Origin of the sequence: Streptomyces sp. CBMA123 (genome assembly GCF_014596465.1) — a bacterium.
Lineage (GTDB): Bacteria > Actinomycetota > Actinomycetes > Streptomycetales > Streptomycetaceae > Kitasatospora.
In genome coordinates this window covers 1-19,483 of the sequence record NZ_MECK01000076.1, presented here as the reverse complement: position 1 = coordinate 19,483, position 19,483 = coordinate 1, and the positions used below count along the sequence as shown (strand labels likewise).

General features: G+C 68.8%; 15 protein-coding genes. 2 read left to right on the top strand and 13 right to left on the bottom strand.

Translation table 11 applies throughout. The features are described 5' to 3' along the window. The first annotated feature begins 311 nt into the window (after positions 1–311). Positions 312–1,217: a peptidoglycan binding domain-containing protein gene (locus BG452_RS11625; protein WP_188304166.1), complete on the top strand. Its 906-nt coding sequence runs from the start codon at positions 312–314 to the stop codon at positions 1,215–1,217. A 168-nt stretch (positions 1,218–1,385) separates the two neighbouring features. Next, the gene (locus BG452_RS11620; protein ID WP_188304165.1) at positions 1,386–3,104 is read left to right on the top strand and encodes an ABC transporter family substrate-binding protein; all 1,719 of its coding nucleotides are present in this window, start codon (positions 1,386–1,388) and stop codon (positions 3,102–3,104) included. Positions 3,105–3,113: 9 nt separating this feature from the next. On the opposite strand, the gene BG452_RS11615 is transcribed toward BG452_RS11620, so the two are convergent. The 13 genes from BG452_RS11615 to BG452_RS11555 all read right to left on the bottom strand — a co-directional run. Next, positions 3,114–4,163 carry an ABC transporter ATP-binding protein gene (locus BG452_RS11615; RefSeq protein WP_188304164.1) on the bottom strand — a complete coding sequence of 350 codons (1,050 nt, stop codon included), beginning with the start codon at positions 4,161–4,163 and terminating at the stop codon, positions 3,114–3,116. A gap of 167 nt (positions 4,164–4,330) precedes the next feature. Further along, positions 4,331–5,455: an ABC transporter ATP-binding protein gene (locus tag BG452_RS11610; protein WP_223242085.1), complete on the bottom strand. Its 1,125-nt coding sequence runs from the start codon at positions 5,453–5,455 to the stop codon at positions 4,331–4,333. Positions 5,456–5,468: 13 nt separating this feature from the next. Next, entirely contained in the window at positions 5,469–6,521 is a 1,053-nt protein-coding gene (locus BG452_RS11605; RefSeq protein WP_317620997.1) for an ABC transporter ATP-binding protein, read from the bottom strand. 16 nt (positions 6,522–6,537) lie between these two features. Beyond that, positions 6,538–7,452 carry an ABC transporter permease gene (locus BG452_RS11600; RefSeq protein WP_223242083.1) on the bottom strand — a complete coding sequence of 305 codons (915 nt, stop codon included), beginning with the start codon at positions 7,450–7,452 and terminating at the stop codon, positions 6,538–6,540. Between the two features lie 76 nt (positions 7,453–7,528). Then, positions 7,529–8,455 carry an ABC transporter permease gene (locus BG452_RS11595; RefSeq protein ID WP_188304161.1) on the bottom strand — a complete coding sequence of 309 codons (927 nt, stop codon included), beginning with the start codon at positions 8,453–8,455 and terminating at the stop codon, positions 7,529–7,531. A 111-nt stretch (positions 8,456–8,566) separates the two neighbouring features. Next, positions 8,567–10,192 carry an ABC transporter substrate-binding protein gene (locus BG452_RS11590; RefSeq protein WP_188304160.1) on the bottom strand — a complete coding sequence of 542 codons (1,626 nt, stop codon included), beginning with the start codon at positions 10,190–10,192 and terminating at the stop codon, positions 8,567–8,569. A gap of 212 nt (positions 10,193–10,404) precedes the next feature. After that, positions 10,405–11,421, bottom strand: a complete 1,017-nt coding sequence (locus BG452_RS11585; RefSeq protein ID WP_188304159.1) for an ABC transporter ATP-binding protein — start codon at positions 11,419–11,421, stop codon at positions 10,405–10,407. Beyond that, on the bottom strand, positions 11,414–12,466 hold the full coding sequence (locus BG452_RS11580; protein ID WP_188304158.1) for an ABC transporter ATP-binding protein: 1,053 nt from the start codon (positions 12,464–12,466) through the stop codon (positions 11,414–11,416). The genes BG452_RS11585 and BG452_RS11580 overlap by 8 nt, the downstream gene beginning before the upstream one ends. Before the next feature lie 19 nt (positions 12,467–12,485). Continuing rightward, a complete protein-coding gene (locus BG452_RS11575; protein ID WP_188304157.1) occupies positions 12,486–13,427 on the bottom strand; it encodes an ABC transporter permease in 942 nt (313 codons plus the stop codon). After that, positions 13,420–14,346 (bottom strand): ABC transporter permease, encoded by a 927-nt coding sequence (locus tag BG452_RS11570; RefSeq protein WP_188304156.1) that lies wholly within the window; start codon positions 14,344–14,346, stop codon positions 13,420–13,422. Before BG452_RS11570 ends, BG452_RS11575 begins: the two co-directional genes overlap by 8 nt. A gap of 141 nt (positions 14,347–14,487) precedes the next feature. After that, positions 14,488–16,134, bottom strand: coding sequence for an ABC transporter substrate-binding protein (locus tag BG452_RS11565; RefSeq protein ID WP_188304155.1), 1,647 nt, complete (start codon positions 16,132–16,134; stop codon positions 14,488–14,490). Between the two features lie 432 nt (positions 16,135–16,566). After that, on the bottom strand, positions 16,567–18,471 hold the full coding sequence (gene typA, locus BG452_RS11560; protein WP_188304154.1) for a translational GTPase TypA: 1,905 nt from the start codon (positions 18,469–18,471) through the stop codon (positions 16,567–16,569). Between the two features lie 257 nt (positions 18,472–18,728). Then, positions 18,729–19,483, bottom strand: a 755-nt coding sequence (locus BG452_RS11555; protein ID WP_223242082.1) for an ABC transporter substrate-binding protein, incomplete at its 5' end; no start/stop codon positions are given.

The following is a 19,483-nucleotide window of genomic DNA, read 5'->3' as shown; positions in this document are numbered from 1 at the left end:
TCTGATTCCCCGTCATGTCTGGATGCGTCCCCCGGCCGGTACCGTCCACGGTCCGGTGGGACGGGTGAGATTGGGCACCATGCTAGTGGCGGCCGGTTTCAGGCCGCCGCCAGGACCACGGAACCCCCCCCCCCCCCCCCCACAAAGCCCCCACCCCCAACCCCGACCACCCCCCAGCCACCAACCCCCCCCCCGTTCCCGCGCCCGGCCCGGCACCCGCCAAGGCCAAGGCCGAGCCGGCCGCCCCTGCCAAGGCCAAGCGCGGCGGCGCGAAGAAGCTCGTCAAGCTCGGCGTCTACGCCGTCGGCGGGGTGTTCTTCCTCGGCGCCGCGGCGTACGGCACCGGCCTGATGCTCAACCAGTCCGACATCCCCAAGGGCACCGTGGTGCTCGGCACGGACATCGGCGGCAACGGCCGCGACCAGGCGATCCACGCGCTGGACGCCTCGGTCGGCAAGGCCGGGCAGCAGCCGCTGAAGCTGAAGATCGGCGATCAGTCGGTCGACCTCGACCCGACCGTCGCCGGGCTGAGCTTCGACACCACGGCCACCGTGGACGGCCTCGCCGCGCACAGCTACAACCCGGTCGACGTCATCAAGTCGATCCAGGGCGGCACCAAGGCCGTCGCCCCGGAGGTCCGGATCGACCGCGCCAAGCTCAAGGCCGCGCTGGACTCGCTGGCGGCCGGCTCGGGCCAGGGCCTGCAGGAGGGCTACGTCAAGTTCGCCGACAACGGCGACCCGGTCGTGGTCCCCGGCAAGGCCGGGCAGGCGGTGGACTCCAACGCCGCCCTGGACGTCATCGAGCAGGCCTACCGCGACCGCGCCGCCGGCAAGCCCGACCAGCCGATCGCGCTGGCCGTCACGGCCGCCCAGCCCAAGGTCTCCACCCAGGCCCTGCAGGCCGCCGCCGACAGCCTCGGCAAGCAGGTGACCAGCGGGAAGATCCACCTCCTGGCCGGCGCCAAGCCCTGGGACTTCGGCAGCAAGACCGCCGCCAAGGCGCTCACGCTGACCCCGGACGCCTCCGGCAAGATCGTGCCCAAGTGGGACCTCGACGCGCTGAACTCCCAGCTGAACGGGGTGTTCGACAAGGTGAAGGTCAAGAAGAACGGCCAGAGCGCCGCGATCACCCCGCAGGACGTCGCGGACGCCGTCAGCTCGCTCTTCGACAAGACCGGCGACAAGGATCGCACCTACAAGTTCCCCGTCGCCTGACGTCACCCGGCACCCGCTCCGGCTCGGGGGCCGACGAACCGGACACGAACGACGGGCGGGACGGCCGCATCCACCGGATGCCGCCGTCCCGCCCCTCGACAACCCCCCTCCCGGTCAGCAAGATGTGACGCCACACCATCCGTCACAGTCACCCCGGGAGTCACGCCGATGGGCCGCCGCCTCCAGCACCACCGGACGGCACTGCTCGCCGGTCTCACCGTCCTCACGCTCTCCCTGGCGCTCTGCTCCTGCTCCTCCGGGTCGGACGGCGGCGCCGCCGCGGACGCGCTGCCCGCCGCCGGGATGCCCAAGCTCACCTCGGTGGACATCAACGCACACGCCCGCGCCCAGCTGCGCCCGGGCGGCACCCTGAACCTGGCGATCGCCCAGTTCTCCCACCAGTGGTCGCCGATCCACACCGACGGCACCGTGTCCTCGACCGTCGCGGTCAGCAAGCCACTGCTGCCGACCTTCTTCCGCTCGGACGCGGCCGGCACCCAGACCGTCAACCCGGCCTACCTCCAGGAGGCCCACGCCGAGGTCAGGGACGGCCGCCAGGTGGTCACCTGGACGCTCAACCCCAAGGCCCACTGGTCCGACGGCACCCCGATCACCTGGCGCGACATCGAGGCCAACTGGCGCGCCATGAACGGCAAGGACCCGGCCTACCAGCCGTCCAGCACCTCCGGCTTCGACCTGGTCACCTCGGTCGAGCGGGGCAAGGACGACTTCCAGGCCGTGATGACCTTCGACCGGCCGTTCTCCGAGTGGCAGTCGATGTTCAACAGCGCCGCCAACGCGCCGCTGCTGCCCGCGAGCAGGATCGCCACCCCGGACCTCTTCAACTCGGCCTACCTGGACGCCATCCCGCTCACCGCCGGCCCGTTCAAGGTCGAGCGCCTGGACCCGACCGCGCAGACCGTCACCCTGGTCGCCGACCCGACCTGGTGGGGCGACAAGCCCCTGCTGGACCGGATCGTCTTCCACACCATGCTGCCCGACGCGATGCGCACCGCCTTCGCCAAGGGCGAGATCGACCTCCTCGACAACGGCCCGGACGTGGCCGGCTACCAGGTCATCAAGAACACCAAGGGCGCGGCCGTCCGCCGGGCCGGCGGGCCGGACTACCGCCAGCTCACCCTGAACGCCCGCACCCCGCTGCTCACCGACCCGACCGTCCGCCAGGCCGTCTTCCAGGCGATCAACCGGGACGCCCTGATCCGCACCGACCTCAACGGCCTGGACTGGCCCGCCGTCCCGCTCAACAACCACCTGCTGGTCGCCAACCAGAACGGCTACCGCGACAACTCCCTGGGCCTGTCCCGCTTCGACCCGGCCGAGGCCGCCCGCAAGCTGGACTCGGCGGGCTGGAAGCTCGACGGCGACGTGCGGAAGAAGGACGGCCACGAGCTGAACCTGCGGATGGTCGTCCCGGCCGGGGTCGCCATCGCCCAGAACGAGACGGCGTCGCTGTCGAAGATGCTCAAGGACGTCGGGATCAAGGTCACCCCGGTCACCGCCACCCCCAACGAGTTCTTCGACAAGTACGTCAACCGCAACGACTTCGACATCGCCGTCTACGCGCTGCTCGGCACCCCGTTCCCGGCCAGCGGCAGCCGCGCCGGCTACGTCCAGAACAGCGCCGGCAACCGGTCCGGTGCGGGCAGCGCCGCGGTGGACGCCGCGCTCGACCGGGCGGCCGGCGCGGCCGACGCCGGCACCGCCTCCGAGGCGATCAACCAGGCCGACGGCGAACTCTGGAAGGTGGCCGGCGTACTGCCGCTCTACCAGCGCCCCCAGCTGTACGGCGCCCGCGCCGACCTCGCCAACATCGGCGCCCAGGGCCTGTCCGACATCGTCTGGGAGAACGTCGGCTTCACCAAGTAGCGCCGGGCCTCAGCCGTGCAGGGTCTCCCGCCAGTAGTGGCAGGCGCTGCGGCGGCCCGGCAGCTCGGCGCCGTCCTCGGTCGCCACCGGCACCAGCGGCGGGAGTTCGGTCCGGCAGAGGTCCTGCGCCCGGTCGCAGCGCGGGTTGAAGGCGCAGCCCTCGGGGATCCGCAGCAGGCTCGGCGGCAGACCCTTGATGGCGTGCAGGTCCTGGCCCTTCTGGTCCAGGCGCGGGATGGAGGCCAGCAGGCCCTTGGTGTACGGGTGCGCGGGCCGCGCGTACAGCTCGTGCACCGGGGCGGTCTCGACGATCCGGCCCGCGTACATCACCGCGATCTTGTCGGCGACGTCGGCGACCACACCGAGGTCGTGGGTGATCAGGATCAGGCCCATGTTGAACTCGGCCTGCAGTTCGGCCAACAGGTCCATCACCTGAGCCTGGACGGTGACGTCCAGCGCGGTGGTGGGCTCGTCGGCGATGATCAGGTCGGGCTCCAGGGCCAGCGCCATGGCGATCATGATGCGCTGGCGCATCCCGCCGGAGAACTGGTGCGGGTAGTCGCCGACCCGCTGCCTGGCGGCCGGGATGCGCACCCGCTCCATCAGCTCGACGGCCTTCGTCTTGGCCTCGGCGCGCGACAGCCCCTGGTGCACCCGGAACATCTCGCCGAGCTGGTAGCCCACGCTGAGCACCGGGTTGAGGGCGGACAACGCGTCCTGGAAGATCATCGCGATCTGCCGGCCCCGGACCGTCCGCCGGTGCCTGGGGCTCATGGTCAGCAGGTCCTCGCCCCGGAACAGGATCCGCCCCGAGGTGATCTTCGCGGGCGGCACGTCCAGGATGCCCATGATCGCCTGCGCGGTCACCGACTTGCCCGAGCCGGACTCGCCCAGCACCGCCAGCGTCTCCCCCGCCGACACCGAGTAACTCACCCCGTTGACGGCCTTGGCCACGCCGTCCTGGGTGTGGAACTCGATGTGCAGGTCCTCGACCTCCAGCAACGGCGTCCCGGGCGCCAGGTTCTCCCGTCCGCCGCCGGTCACCTCCACCACGTCCATGCGGGCAGCCCTCCTCAGCGCAGCAGCGACCATCGACAGGCGCAGAGCAACTATCAAGGAACGGAAGCCACTTGGGGAGCCTGCGGTAGATCTCGGTTCCATCACGGCGAAGGGCGCGCCCTCGTTGCGAGGACGCGCCCTGGGTGCGGAACCGGGTACGGCACCCGTCAGCCGGTGCCCGGCCCGTCGTCCCGCTCCGCCGGGCCCGGCCCGATCTCGCGCTCCGCCGCGCTCTGCCCGATCTCGCGCTCCGCCGCGAAGTGACACGCCGAGTCGTGCCGCGCCGCGCCCGACAGCCAGCCCGGCGCGGCCAGCAGCGGGACCTCGACCGCGCAGCGCTCCTGCGCCTTCCAGCACCGGGTGCGGAAGCGGCACCCCGAGGGCGGGTTGGCCGGCGAGGGCACGTCCCCGACGAGCACGATCCGGTCCCGGGTCTCGCGCGCCGTCGGGTCCGGCACCGGCACCGCCGAGAGCAGCGCCTGGGTGTACGGGTGGGTCGCGTGGTCGTAGATCTCGGCGTCGCTGCCGATCTCGACCATCTTGCCCAGGTACATCACGCCGACGCGGTCGGAGATGTGCCGGACGATGGAGAGGTCGTGCGCGATGAACATGTACGACAGGTTGAAGTCGCCCTGCAGCTGCTCCAGCAGGTTGATCACCTGTGCCTGGACGGACACGTCCAGGGCCGAGACCGGCTCGTCGCAGATGATGATCTCCGGCTTGAGCGCCAACCCCCGGGCGATGCCGATGCGTTGGCGCTGGCCGCCGGAGAACTGGTGCGGGTACCGGTTGATGTACTCGGGGTTGAGTCCGACCACGTCCAGCAGGTCCTGGACGGCCTTGCGGCGGTCCCCCTTGGGCGCCACCTCGGGGTGGATCTCGAACGGCTCCCCGATGATGTCGCCGACCGTCATGCGCGGGTTCAGCGAGGTGTACGGGTCCTGGAACACCATCTGGATGTTGCGCCGGACGGCCTTCAGCGCGGATCCGGACAGCCGGGAGATCTCCTCCCCCTTGTAGCGGACGGACCCTCCGGTGGCCGGCTCCAGATTCATCAGCACCTTGGCCAGCGTGGACTTCCCGCACCCGGACTCGCCGACGACGCCGAGCGTCTCGCCCTGCATCAGGTCGAAGCTGACCCCGTCCACCGCCTTGACCGCGCCGACCTGCCTCCTCAACAGCACGCCCTTGGTCAGCGGGAAGTGCTTGACCAGGTCCCGGACTTGCAGGATCGGCTCACCGCGCGGCACCTGCTGGGCGAAGGCGACCTCCTCCGGCACCACCACACCCATCGGGCTGGCCCCGTTAACGGTCATGGAGGGTCTCCTTCCAGAAGAAGCAGGCGCTGCCGCGCCCCTCCAGCGGGGTGCCGTCGTCCTCGGCGACCGGGAACAGCTCCGGCACCTCGGCCCGGCAGATGTCCTGCGCCCGGGGGCAGCGGGGATTGAAGGCGCAGCCCTTGGGGATCCGCAGCAGGTTGGGCGGCAGGCCCTTGATGGCGTAGAGCTCCTGACCCTTCTGGTCCAGCCGGGGGATGGAGTCCAGCAGGCCCCGGGTGTACGGGTGCGCGGGGTTCGCGTACAGGTCGTGCACCGGGGCGGTCTCGACGATCCGGCCCGCGTACATCACGGCGATCTTGTCCGCGACGTCGGCGACCACACCGAGGTCGTGGGTGATCAGGATCAGGCCCATGTTGTACTCGGCCTGGAGCTCCGCCAGCAGGTCCATGACCTGGGCCTGGACGGTGACGTCCAGGGCGGTGGTGGGCTCGTCGGCGATGATCAGGTCCGGTTCCAGGGCCAGCGCCATGGCGATCATGATGCGCTGGCGCATGCCGCCGGAGAACTGGTGCGGGTAGTCGTTCACCCGCTGCTCGGCGGCGGGGATGCGCACCCGGTCCATCAGCTCGATGGCCTTGGCCTTGGCCTCGGCCCTGGAGGCGCCCTGGTGCACCCGGAACATCTCGCCGAGCTGGAAGCCCACGCTGAGCACCGGGTTGAGGGAGGACAGCGCGTCCTGGAAGATCATCGCGATCTTCCGGCCGCGGATCTTCCGCCGTTCGTCCTTGCCCATCTTCAGCATGTCCCGGCCGCGGAAGCGGATCTCCCCGCGCGGGATCCGGGCCGGCGGCATGTCCAGGATGCCCATGATCGCCTGCGCGGTCACCGACTTGCCCGAGCCGGACTCGCCGAGCACCGCCAGCGTCTCCCCCGCCCGGACGCTGTAGTCGACCCCGTTGACGGCCCTGGCGACGCCGTCCCGGGTGACGAACTCGACGTGCAGGTCCCGGATGTCGAGCAGCGGCCCCTCGTAGGGGGTCTCCCGTTCCTGCTTGGTGGTCTCCACAGCAGTGTTCACGATGCGCTCCCCTCGCTCAGCGAAGCTTCGGGTCGAGGGCGTCGCGCACCGCGTCGCCCATCATGATGAAGGCCAGCACGGTGATGGACAGTGCCGCGGCCGGGAAGAACATCACGTACGGCGCGGTCCGGATCACCTTCTGGGCGGAGGAGATGTCGATGCCCCAGGAGATGGTCGGTTCCTGCAGGCCGATGCCGAGGAAGCTCAGCGTCGCCTCGGTGGCGATGTAGCCGCCGAGCGCGATGGTCGCCACCACGATCACCGGGGCCACCGCGTTCGGCAGGATGTGTCGGAACATCAGCCGCCCGGTCCCGGCACCGAGCGCCCGGCCCGCCACCACGTAGTCGGACTGCTTGACGGTCAGCACCGCGCCGCGCATGACGCGGGCGATCTGGGTCCAGCCGAGGACGACCAGCGCGAACACCACGGCCCAGACCGTACGGCTGGCGAAGCCGTTCAGCAGCACCAGGGCGCCGAGCAGCAGCGGGATGCCGAAGAAGATGTCGATGATCCGGGAGATCACCGCGTCGACGGCTCCACCGAAGTACCCGGCGACCATGCCGGTCAGCCCGCCGAGCAGGGTGACCCCGGCGGTCACGACGATGCCGACGGTGATCGAGGCGCGGGCGCCGTAGATCACCCGGGCGTAGATGGACCGTCCCTGGGCGTCGTAGCCGAACCAGCCGGCGCCGAAGAAGTCGGTCCAGTCGGGCCGCTTGAGGTAGTCGTGCACCAGGTCGGCCTTGCGCGGGTTGGCGTCGGTGAAGGCCCACGGGAAGATCGCCATGAGCACCAGCAGGACGATCAGCAGCACCGAGATCAGGAAGATCGGCCGCCGCCGCAGGTCCCGCCAGGCGTCGCCCCAGAGGCTGCGGGCCTGCTCCCGCTTCTCCACGTCGGGTTCGACCAGGGTCTCCTGCTCGACCGCCATGCCCTGCTCCCCCGCGAAGTCCAGGCGGTCCACGCCCGGCTTGGGGTGCCGTTCGTACGAGTCCTCGTCGTGGATGTCAGGCATAGCGGATCCTCGGGTCCAGGACCGCGTAGAGCAGGTCGACGAGCAGGCTGGCAACCAGGTAGATGATCACCAGCACGGTCACGATGCCGACCACGGTGGGGCCTTCCTTCTGGTTGATCGCCCGGTACAGGACGTTGCCGATGCCCTGCACGTTGAAGATGCCCTCGGTGACGATCGCACCGCCCATCAGCGCACCGAGGTCGGTGCCCAGGAAGGTGACCACGGGGATCAGTGAGTTGCGCAGCAGGTGGCGGGTGATGACGGTCCGCCGGGGCAGGCCCTTGGCGGTCGCGGTCCGGATGTAGTCGGCCCGCAGGTTCTCGCCGATGGAGGTCCGGGTGAGCCGGGCGACGAACGCGAGCGAGAGCGAGGCCAGGACGACCGCGGGCAGGACCAGCTGGGTGAGGTCGTAGCTGTCCTGCACCGTCGGCGTGACCCAGCCCAGGTTGGTGGCGAACACCGTCTGGGCGATGTAGGCGAGCACGAAGACCGGGATCGAGATCACCACCAGGGTCAGGACCAGCACCAGGGTGTCCGCGATGCTGCCGCGCTTCAGCCCGGAGACCACGCCGAAGGCGAGGCCCACGACGATCTCGAAGGTGAAGGCCAGCAGTGCCAGCCGGATGGTGACCGGGAAGGCGTCCGCCATGATGTCGGCGACCGGGCGGCCGGTGAAGCTGGTGCCGAAGTCCCCCTGGAAGAGGTTCCCCATGTAGTGCAGGTACTGCTTCCAGACCGGCTGGTCCAGGAAGTACGTGTGCTTGATGCTCGCGACCACGGACGGGTCGGCGGCCTTCTCGCCGAACAGCGCCACCACCGGGTCGCCCGGCAGCGTGTAGACCATCACGAAGATCAGGAACGTGGTGCCGAAGAACACCGGAATCATCTGCAGCACCCGCCGCAGTACGTAACTGCCCATCCGGTCCTCCTTCCTAGGTGTCCGACCGGGGGGAGCCGGTCGGCCGGGAGACCGGGCCCCGCCCTCCGTGCGGGGAGGGCGGGGCCGGCGCGAGGGATCAGGGCCGGGGCGTCAGCCCTTGACCTCGACCTGGGTCCAGGCCGGGTTGCCGAAGGAGTCGAAGGCCACGTTCTGCACCTTGGTCGAGTAGCCCGAGTTGGTGCGGTAGTACCAGAGCGGGATGGTCGGCATGCCGGACGCGAGCACGGCCTCGGCCTGCTGGTAACCGGTCGTCGAGTCGCTGACGCTCGGGGCCTCGTCGGCCTGGGTGGCCATCTGGTCGAACTGGGGGTTGCTGTAGCCGGTGTCGTTGGAGGCGGCACCGGTGCGGTACACGTCGGCCAGGAAGTTGGCGTTCAGGGGGTAGTCCTGGACCCAGCCGGTGCGGAACGCGCCGTTGAGCTGGTGCGAGGTGATGGCCTGGCGGGCGGTCTTGAAGTCCGGCTTCGGGTCGCCGAGGCAGTCGACGCCGGTGTTCTGCCGGATCGAGTTGCAGACCGCGTCGACCCACTCCTTGTGGCCGCCGTCCGCGTTGTAGGTGATCAGCACCTTGTTGCCGGGGACGCCTCCGCCCTGCTGGATCAGCTGCTTGGCCTTGGCGACGTCGAAGTTGCAGAAGTCCCCGCAGGTTCCGGCCTTGTAGCCCTGGACGCCCTCGGCGACCCAGGCGCTGGCCGGCGCCCGGGAGCCCTGCAACACGGTCTTGGTGATGGTCGCGCGGTCGATGGCCATCGACAGGCCCTGGCGCACCTGGGCCTTCTCGGGCGCGGCCCAGTCGGCCTGGTAGAGCGTGAAGCCGATGTTCTGGATGGCACCCTGCGGGGAGTCCACCGCCCGGTCGCCGAGGTCGCTCTTGTACGTCGCCAGCGCGGACGGCGGGACCTGGTCCATCACGTCGAGGTTGTTGGACTGCAGGTCGGCGTAGGCGGCCTCGGACGTGGTGTACATCTTGAAGACGATGCCGCCGTTCTTCGGCTTGTCCACGCCCTTGTAGCCCGGGTAGGACTTGGTGACCACCTGGGTGTTGTGCGCCCAGCTGACGAACTGGTAGGGGCCGTTGCCCACCGGCTTCTGCCCGTACCCGGCCGGGTCGTTGAAGAAGGCGTCCGGCAGCGGCGAGAAGGCGATGTAGCCGAGCTTGTACTCGAAGTACGAGACCTTGTGGTTCAGCTTGATGGTGAAGTGCAGGTTGTCCGTGACGGTCAGCCCGGACATCTTGGCCGCGGTCGGACTGCCGGTGGCCGGGTGGACGTCCTGATAGCCCTCGATGTCCGAGAACCAGGAGCTGTTGATCTGGTTGTTCGCCGGGCTGGCGGCCCAGTTCCAGGCGTCGACGAAGTTCTTGGCCTGCACGGGGGTGCCGTCGTGGAACGTCCAGCCGTCGTTCAGCGTGACGGTGAAGGTCTGGGAGTCGCTGGTGTCGATCGCGCTCGCGACCTGCATGCGGAGCTGGGCGTTGCTGGGGTTGTAGTCGACCAGCCCCTTGAAGAGGTTCTGGATGATGCGACCACCGCCGACCTCGTTCGCGTTGGCGGGTTGCAGCGGGTTCTGCGGCTCGTTGCTCTGGTAACTGAAGGTCTTGCTGGTGTCCGACGAGCTACTGCCTCCTCCGCCGCCGCTGCTGCTGCACCCGGTGGCCACCAGGACCACGGACGTCGCAGCGGCGAGGACCAGGCGAGCACGGGCGGCTACGGGCATGGAGGTCCCTCCTCATGGGGTGTGTGTCGCATCACACCCCATGAGAAGCGCGCCCCGGCGACGGCGCGAGTCGGGAGCACCCGGACGGGTGCCGTGACCTCCCGCCGAGTTGACGCCGCGACGGATCCGCGCAACGCCGCGGCACCGGCTCCTCCGAATGCCGGAAGGGCCCGTGGCCGGAGCCACGGGCCCTTCCGGGTGCGTACGGGACGTCAGGCCGCGGCCGACTCCCGGACCTCGGCGAAGTGGCAGGCCGAGTCGTGGGCGGCCGGGCCCTCCAGCGTGGTCGGGATCGCCAGCAGCGGGACCTCCTCGGCGCAGCGCTCCTCCGCCTTCCAGCAGCGGGTGCGGAAGCGGCAGCCGGACGGCGGGTTGGCCGGCGAGGGGATGTCCCCGCTGAGGATGATCCGCTCGCGGTTCTCGCGCGCCGTCGGGTCCGGCACCGGCACGGCCGAGAGCAGCGCCTGGGTGTACGGGTGGGTGGCGTTCTCGTAGATCTGCTCGTCGGAGCCGATCTCGACCATCTTGCCCAGGTACATCACGCCGACGCGGTCGGAGATGTGCCGGACGATGGAGAGGTCGTGCGCGATGAACATGTACGACAGGCCGAACTCGCCCTGCAGCTGCTCGAGCAGGTTGATCACCTGCGCCTGGACGGACACGTCCAGGGCGGAGACCGGCTCGTCGCAGATGATGATCTCGGGCTTGAGCGCGAGGCCGCGGGCGATGCCGATGCGCTGGCGCTGGCCGCCGGAGAACTGGTGCGGGTACCGGTTGATGTACTCCGGGTTCAGACCCACGACGTCCAGCAGGTCCTGGACGGCCTTGCGGCGGTCGCCCTTGGGCGCCACCTCGGGGTGGATCTCGAACGGCTCCCCGATGATGTCGCCGACCGTCATGCGCGGGTTCAGCGAGGTGTACGGGTCCTGGAACACCATCTGGATGTTGCGGCGGACGGCCTTGAGGGCCGCACCGCCCAGGGTGGAGATGTCCTCGCCCTTGAACAGCACCTGACCGGAGGTGGCCCGCTCCAGGTTCATCAGCACCTTGGCCAGCGTGGACTTGCCACAGCCGGACTCGCCGACGATGCCGAGCGTCTCGCCCTTCTTCAGCTCGAAGCTGATGCCGTCGACGGCCTTGACCGCGCCGACCTGCTTCTTGAACAGGACGCCCTGGGTCAGCGGGTAGTGCTTGACCAGGTCCTTGACCTCCAGGATGTTCTCAGCCATGGAGGGTCTCCTTCCAGAGGTGGCACGCGCTGCGGCGGCCGGTGAGCTCCGTGCCGTCCTCGTCGGTCACGTGGTGCAGCGCCGGGGTCTCCGTGCGGCACAGGTCGGTGGCGACGTCGCAGCGGGGGTTGAACGCGCAACCGGCCGGAACCTTCAGCAGGTTCGGGGGCAGGCCCTTGATCGCGTACAGCTCCTGGCCCTTCTGGTCCAGGCGCGGGATCGAGCGGAGCAGGCCCTTGGTGTACGGGTGCGCGGGGTTCGCGTACAGGTCGTGCACCGGGGCGGTCTCGACGATCCGGCCCGCGTACATCACGGCGATCTTGTCCGCGACGTCGGCGACCACACCGAGGTCGTGGGTGATCAGGATCAGGCCCATGTTGTACTCGGCCTGGAGCTCCGCCAGCAGGTCCATCACCTGGGCCTGGACGGTGACGTCCAGGGCGGTGGTGGGCTCGTCGGCGATGATCAGGTCGGGCTCCAGCGAGAGCGCCATGGCGATCATGATGCGCTGGCGCATGCCGCCGGAGAACTGGTGCGGGTAGTCGTTCACCCGCTGCTTGGCGGCGGGGATGCGCACCCGGTCCATCAGCTCGACGGCCTTGGCCTTGGCCTCGGCCTTGGAGGCGCCCTGGTGCACCCGGAACATCTCGCCGAGCTGGTAGCCCACGCTGAGCACCGGGTTGAGGGAGGACAGCGCGTCCTGGAAGATCATCGCGATCTTCCGGCCGCGGATCTTGCGCCGCTCCTCGTTGCCCATCTTGAGCATGTCCCGGCCGCGGTACAGGATCTCGCCCTGGGTCACCTTGCCCGGGGGCATGTCCAGGATGCCCATGATGGTCTGCGCCGTCACGGACTTGCCGGAGCCGGACTCGCCGAGCACGGCGAGGGTCTCGCCGGCCGCGACGGAGTAGTTGACGCCGTTCACGGCCTTGGCGATGCCGTCCCGGGTGTGGAACTCCACGTGGAGGTCCTTGACCTCCAGGAGCGGGGTTCCGACTTCGAGACGGTCACTCTTCTGGCTGTTGTTCTCGATCACGGTGGTCATCGGGTCGTCACCTCTTCTCTCAGCGGAGCTTCGGGTCGAGGGCGTCGCGCACCGCGTCGCCGAGCATGATGAAGGCCAGCACGGTGAGGCTCAGCATGCCGGCGGGGAAGAACAGGGCGAACGGCGCCGTACGGATCACCTTCTGGGCCGAGTTGATGTCGATGCCCCAGGAGATGGTCGGGTCCTGCAGACCGATGCCGAGGAAGCTCAGCGTGGCCTCGGTGGCGATGTAGCCGCCGAGGGCGATGGTCGCGACCACGATCACCGGGGCGATCGCGTTCGGCAGGATGTGCTTCATCAGGATCCGGGTGGTTCCGGCACCGAGCGCCTTGGCGGCGGTGACGAAGTCGGCCTGCTTGATCGTGATCACCGAACCGCGCATGACACGGGTCATCTGGGTCCAGCCCAGGGCGACGAGCGCGAAGACCACGCTCCAGATCGTGCGCGAGGTGAAGGCGTTCAGGATCACCAGCGAGCCGAGCAGCAGCGGGATGCCGAAGAAGATGTCGGTGACCCGGGAGATGAGCGTGTCGACCCAGCCGCCGAAGTAGCCGGCGAGCATGCCGGTGATGCCACCGAGGATGGTCACACCGAGGGTGACGCAGATGCCGACCACGACCGAGGCGCGGGCGCCGTAGACGACGCGGGCGTAGATGCTGCGGCCCTGGAGGTCGTAACCGAACCAGTCCGCCTGGAAGAAGTGGTCGTACGCCGGCTTCGTCAGGTAGTGGTTGCGCAGGTCGCCGGCCCGCGGGTCCACCGAGGTGAACAGGCCCGGGGCGATCGCGATGACGATCAGCAGCAGGATGAGCAGTGCGGAGAGCACGAAGATCGGCTTGCGCCGCAGGTCGTGCCAGGCGTCGGAGCCGAGGCTGCGGGCCTTCTCGGGCTTGGCGGCCGCCGCGACGGTGGCCGGGGCCGGGATCTCCTCGGCCGTCTTCTTCTCGGTCAGGTCAGGCATACCGGATCCTCGGGTCCAGGACCGCGTAAAGCAGGTCGACGATCAGGCCGGCGGCCAGGTAAACGAGCACCAGGAAGGCGACGAAGCCGGAGACGGTCGCGCCCTCCTTCATGTTGATCGCCTGGTAGAGCGCGTGGCCGACACCCTTGACGTTGAAGATGCCTTCGGTGACGATCGCGCCGCCCATCAGGGCACCCAGGTCGGTACCGAGGAAGGTGACCACCGGGATCATCGAGTTGCGCAGCAGGTGGGTGCCGATGACCTTCCGGCGCGGCAGGCCCTTGGCCACCGCGGTGCGGACGTAGTCGGCCTTGATGTTCTCGGCTATGGAGGTACGGGTGAGGCGCGCGACGTACGCCAGCGAGAGCGAACCGAGCACGATGGCCGGCAGCACCAGCTGGGTGATGTCGTTGCTGTCCTGGACGGTCGGGGTGACCCACTTGAGGTTCTGCCCGAAGACCGTCTGGAAGATGAAGCCGAGCACCGGAACCGGGATCGAGATCAGCAGCAGGGTGAGGACCAGCGCGCCCTTGTCGAAGATCTTGCCGCGGCGCAGACCGGCGATCAGGCCGATGCCGATGCCGAGCACGATCTCGATGGCGAACGCGAACAGCGCCAGCCGGACCGTGACCGGCAGCGCCTCGGTGATCTTGTCGAGTACCGGACGTCCGTCCAGGGCGGTTCCGAAGTCACCGGTGAGCAGCTTCCCCATGTAGGAGAAGTACTGCTGGACCAGCGGCTGGTCGAGTCCCTGCTGGTGCTTCAGGGCGGCAAGCTGCACCGGGTCCGGCGCCTTGTCACCCCACAGTGCTGCCAGCGGGTCGCCGGGCAGCAAATGCACCATGAAAAAGATGAGTGCCGTCGTTCCGAGGAACACCGGGATCATCTGGAGCAGTCGCCTCGCGACAAAGCGCCCCATCGTGCCTCCATGTATGACTCTGCCGGGCCCGTCAACCCGGCAAGAGATAAGTCGGCGTGCCAACGGCCGGTGCCAGTCCCCGCCCTTGTGGGGATGGGACGGGCACCGGCCGTTGTCACCGGGTCAGGCGGTGCCGACCGATTACTTCTTCTTCTTGACCTCGACGTCGGTGTAGACCGGGTCGCCGAAGGAGTTGAACTTCACGTTCTGGACGTTGTTGGAGTAGCCCGAGTTGGTCTTGTAGTACCAGAGCGGGATCTGCGGCATGTCCTTGGCCAGAACGGCCTCGGCCTGCTGGTACAGCTCCGCGGTCTTCTCGACCGTGGTGGCCGCGTCGGCGTCGTGCGACAGCTTGTCGAACTCGGGGCTCGAGTAGCCGGCGTCGTTCGCGGCGGCACCGGTGCCGTAGACGTCGCGCAGGAAGTTGGCGTTCAGCGGGTAGTCCTGCACCCAGCCGGTACGCATCATGCTCGAGACCTGCTTCTTGGTGACGATGTCACGCGAGGTCTTGAAGTCCGGCTTCGGGTCACCGAGGCACTCGACGCCGGTCGCCTGGCGGATCGAGTTGCAGACCGCGTCGACCCACTCCTTGTGGCCACCATCGGAGTTGTAGAGGATGGTGACCTTGTTGCCCGGGACGCCGCCACCCTCCTGGATGAGCTGCTTGGCCTTGGCCGGGTCGTACTTGCAGGCGTCACCACAGGTGCCGGCCTTGTAGCCCATGACGCCCGGCGCCACGAACGAGTCGGCGGGCTGACGGCTGTTGTTCAGCACGGTCTTGGTGATGGTGTCGCGGTCGATCGCCATCGAGAGGCCCTGGCGGACCTTGGCCTTGTCCGCACCCTGCCAGTCGGCCTGGTACATCGCGAACGAGATGTTCTGGATGGCGCCCTGGGCCTGGTCGATCGCGCGCTTGCCCAGGTCGTCCTTGTACTTCGGCAGGTCGGTCGAGTCGACCTGGTCCAGGACGTCCAGGGTGTCGGACATCAGGTCCTTGTACGCGGCCTCGGGCGAGGTGTAGCTGCGGAAGACGATTCCGCCGTTCTTCGCCTTGTTGCTGCCGGTGTACTTGTCGTACGCCTTCAGCGTGATGGCCTTGTTGTGCTCCCACGAGACGAACTGGTAGGGGCCGTTGCCGACCGGCTTCTCGCCGAAGCCCTTCGGGTCCGCGAAGAAGCCGGTGGGGAGCGGGAAGAACGCCGAGTAGCCGAGCTTGTACGTGAAGTACGAGACGGGCTGGGTCAGTTCGATGGTGAAGTGGGTGTCGTCGACGACCTTGAGACCGGTCATCTCCTTGGCGGTCGGGTCGCCCTTGTCCGGGTGGACGGCGTCGTAACCGACGATGTCCGAGAACCAGTCGGAGTTGATCTGGTTGTTGGCCGGGTTGGCGGACCAGTTCCAGGAGTCCACGAAGGACTTGGAGGTGACCGGGGTGCCGTCGTGGAAGGTCCAGCCGGACTTCAGCGTGACGGTGTAGTTCTTCGCGTCGGTGGTCTCGATCTTGTCGGCCACCTGGTTGCGCAGCGCACCGGTCGCGGGGTCGTAGTCGACGAGGCCCGTGAAGAGCTGCTTGACGATACGGCCGCCCTGGTTCTCCATGGCGTTGGCCGGCTGCAGCGGACGCTGCGGCTCCGCGCTCTGGAAGCTGAACGTGCCCGAGGGGTCGACCGCGGCGCTGTCCGAGCTCCCGCCGGAGGAGTCGCTGCTGCCGCTGCTGCTACAAGCAGTCGCGGCGAGCGCGACAGCAACAGCTGCGACAACCCACTTGGCCTGGCTCACACCACGCATCGGTGTGCCTCCTGAATTCGACGTTTGCGACGAGGAGGGCACTACGGAACGGTTGTCACCGGGCCCGCAATGCCGTCCGCGCTCGTGGTTTCGGCGCGCACCCCTGCGCGTTAACCCTTGACCCGAGCCTGACTGCACCCACTATCCGTCACGCACGGACACGAAAGTGACCAGTGACGATCTCAATTAGGTCACATGAACAGTCGGTAAGTTTCGAAAACCGGACATTTGAGACATAGCCAGACAGGCACCAAACGGACAGTCGTCACGGATGACGAACTGTCACGTCCGCTCAGCGGACACCTGGGTGTGATGAGCGCTATTCCGTTAATAGCGGCCCCGACAACTTGGAGTAGTTGAAAAAGTTCGCCCCCCTCTCCATCGGAAAGGGGGGCGAAGCATTCCGGCCAAAGGCCGATCAAGCCGTCCGGATCATGCCTTCTTGGCGCGCGAGGCGGTGCGGCCGCGGTCCTTCTGGTCCAGCACGACCTTACGGATGCGAACCGTCTCCGGGGTCACCTCGATGCACTCGTCCTCGCGGCAGAACTCCAGCGACTGCTCCAGCGAGAGCTTGCGCGGCGGGACGATCGACTCGGCCACGTCCGCGTTCGCGGAACGCATGTTGGTGAGCTTCTTCTCCTTGGTGATGTTGACGTCCATGTCGTCGGCGCGGGAGTTCTCGCCGACGATCATGCCCTCGTACACCTCGGTGCCCGGCTCGCAGAAGAGCACGCCGCGCTCCTGCAGGTTGGTCATCGCGAAGGCGGTGACCACACCGGCCCGGTCGGCGACCAGCGAACCGTTGTTGCGGGTGGTCAGCGTGCCGAACCACGGCTCGTGGCCCTCGTGGATCGAGTGGGCGATGCCGGTGCCGCGGGTGTTGGTGAGGAACTCGGTACGGAAGCCGATCAGGCCGCGGGACGGCACCACGAACTCCATCCGGACCCAGCCCGAGCCGTGGTTGGACATGTTGTCCATCCGGCCCTTGCGGATGCCCATGAGCTGGGTGACAGCACCCATGTGCTCCTCGGGCACGTCCACCGTGAGGCGCTCGACCGGCTCGTGGGTCTTGCCGTTGACCTGCTTGGTGACCACCTGCGGCTTGCCGATGGTCAGCTCGAAGCCCTCGCGGCGCATGGTCTCGATCAGGATGGCCAGCGCCAGCTCACCGCGGCCCTGCACCTCCCAGGCGTCCGGACGCTCGGTGTCCAGGACGCGCAGCGAGACGTTACCGATCAGCTCGCGGTCCAGGCGGTCCTTCACCTGGCGGGCGGTGACCTTGCGGTCCACCTTGCCGGCCGCCTTCGCGTCCGCGCCCTTGCCGCTGCCGCCCCGGCCGACCAGCGGCGAGGTGTTGGTGCCGATGGTCATCGAGATGGCCGGCTCGTCCACCGTGATCAGCGGCAGCGCGACCGGGTTCTCGGGGTCGGCCAGGGTCTCGCCGATCATGATCTCGCCGATACCGGCGACGGCGCAGATGTCACCGGGGCCCGCCACCTCGGCCGGCTTGCGGGTGAGCGCCTCGGTCATCAGCAGCTCGGAGATGCGGACGTTCTGCATCGAGCCGTCGCGCTTGATCCAGGCCACGGTCTGGCCCTTGCGCAGCTCGCCCTGCTCGACGCGCAGCAGCGCGATGCGGCCGAGGAAGTTGTCGGCGTCCAGGTTGGTGACGTGGGCCTGGAGCGGCGCGTCCTCCTCGTAGCTGGGGGCCGGGACGTGCTCCAGCAGGGTGGAGAAGAACGGCTCCAGGCTGGTGCTGTCCGCGGGGACGGTGCCGTTCTCCGGCTTGGTCAGCGACGCGACGCCGTCACGGGCGCAGGCGTAGACGATCGGGAACTCGATCTGGTCCTCGTCCGCGTCCAGGTCCAGGAACAGGTCGTAGGTCTCGTTGATGACCTCGTCGATCCGGGAGTCCGGGCGGTCCGTCTTGTTGATGCAGAGGATGACGGGCAGACGGGCCGTGAGCGCCTTGCGGAGCACGAAGCGGGTCTGCGGCAGCGGGCCCTCGGAGGCGTCGACCAGCAGGACGACCGCGTCCACCATCGACAGACCGCGCTCGACCTCGCCACCGAAGTCGGCGTGGCCCGGGGTGTCGATGATGTTGATGGTGATCGGCGCGCCACCATCCTTCGGGTGGTACTTGACGGCCGTGTTCTTCGCGAGAATGGTGATGCCCTTCTCGCGCTCCAGGTCGTTCGAGTCCATCATGCGGTCGTCGAGGTGCTGGTGGGCGGCGAAGGCGCCGGCCTGCTTCAGCATGGCGTCGACCAGCGTGGTCTTGCCGTGGTCGACGTGGGCGACGATGGCGACGTTACGGATGTCGTTGCGCGTGGGCATGCCTTGCTGATTCTCCCGGAATCGTGGGTTGCGGCGCCCGGCTGCGTGACGCGCACTTGCGATCCCTGTCGATCGCCGCCGCCCGTTCCGCCTGCTACTACCGGTCCACCCGCCGGGCAATGGACATGCCTCGGCTTCCTCCTATCGTACGGGGAAGCGCTCAGGTGGGCAGAAACGAGCAGGTCGGGCGGGACCAAGATCACAGCTGGGGCACACGGTCTTCACCCGGCGGTCGCGTTCCGGCACTCTTCCGTCTCCTATCCGACGACTCCGGACCGCGCCGCCCCGGCGCCCGCACCGCCCGCCCGCTCGGTGGCCTGAAGCCTCCAGCCCACGTCCTGGAACCGCGGCCACCCGAACCCGAACACCCCGGCCCCGGTCACCCCGGCCCGTACCCCGACCAGCTCCGGCCGCTGGTACAGCGGCACCGAGTGCCCGAGCTGCCAGATCCGTACGTCCGCCTCCTGGAGCAGGTCCAGCCGGGCCGCCGGGTCGAGCTCGGCGGCCGCCCGGTCAAACAGCCGGTCGATCTCCTCGGTGCCGCTGCGGCCGTAGTTCCCGCCGGAGTCGAGCGTCCCGTCGGCGTCCGGCCGGGGCTTGGCGTACGCGGCGCGCTGCTCGGCGGCCGGGCTGGGGCCGGCCGGCCAGGAGAAGAGCGCCAGGTCGTAGTCCCCGGCGGTCAGGTGGTCCTGGACGAAGGTCTCGGCGGGCGCGGTCTGCGGCCTCACCGTGATGCCGTAGCCGGCGAGGTCGGCGGCGAGCGCGTCGGCCGTGCGTCTGGCGGTCGCGGAGCCGGCCGGGACGAGCAGGCCCAGGGCGAGTTGCTTGCCGTCCTTGACCCGGGTGGTGCCGCTCGTGAGCTTCCAGCCCGCCCGGTCCAGCAGCCGCGCCGGGTCCGCCGGTCCGACCGCGGCGCTGTCGTCCCGGTAGCCCTCCTGGTCGGCGGCGAGCAGGTGGCTGCCGAGCGGGGCGCCGGGCAGCCCGAGCGGGCCGAGCGCGGCAGCGGCGATCC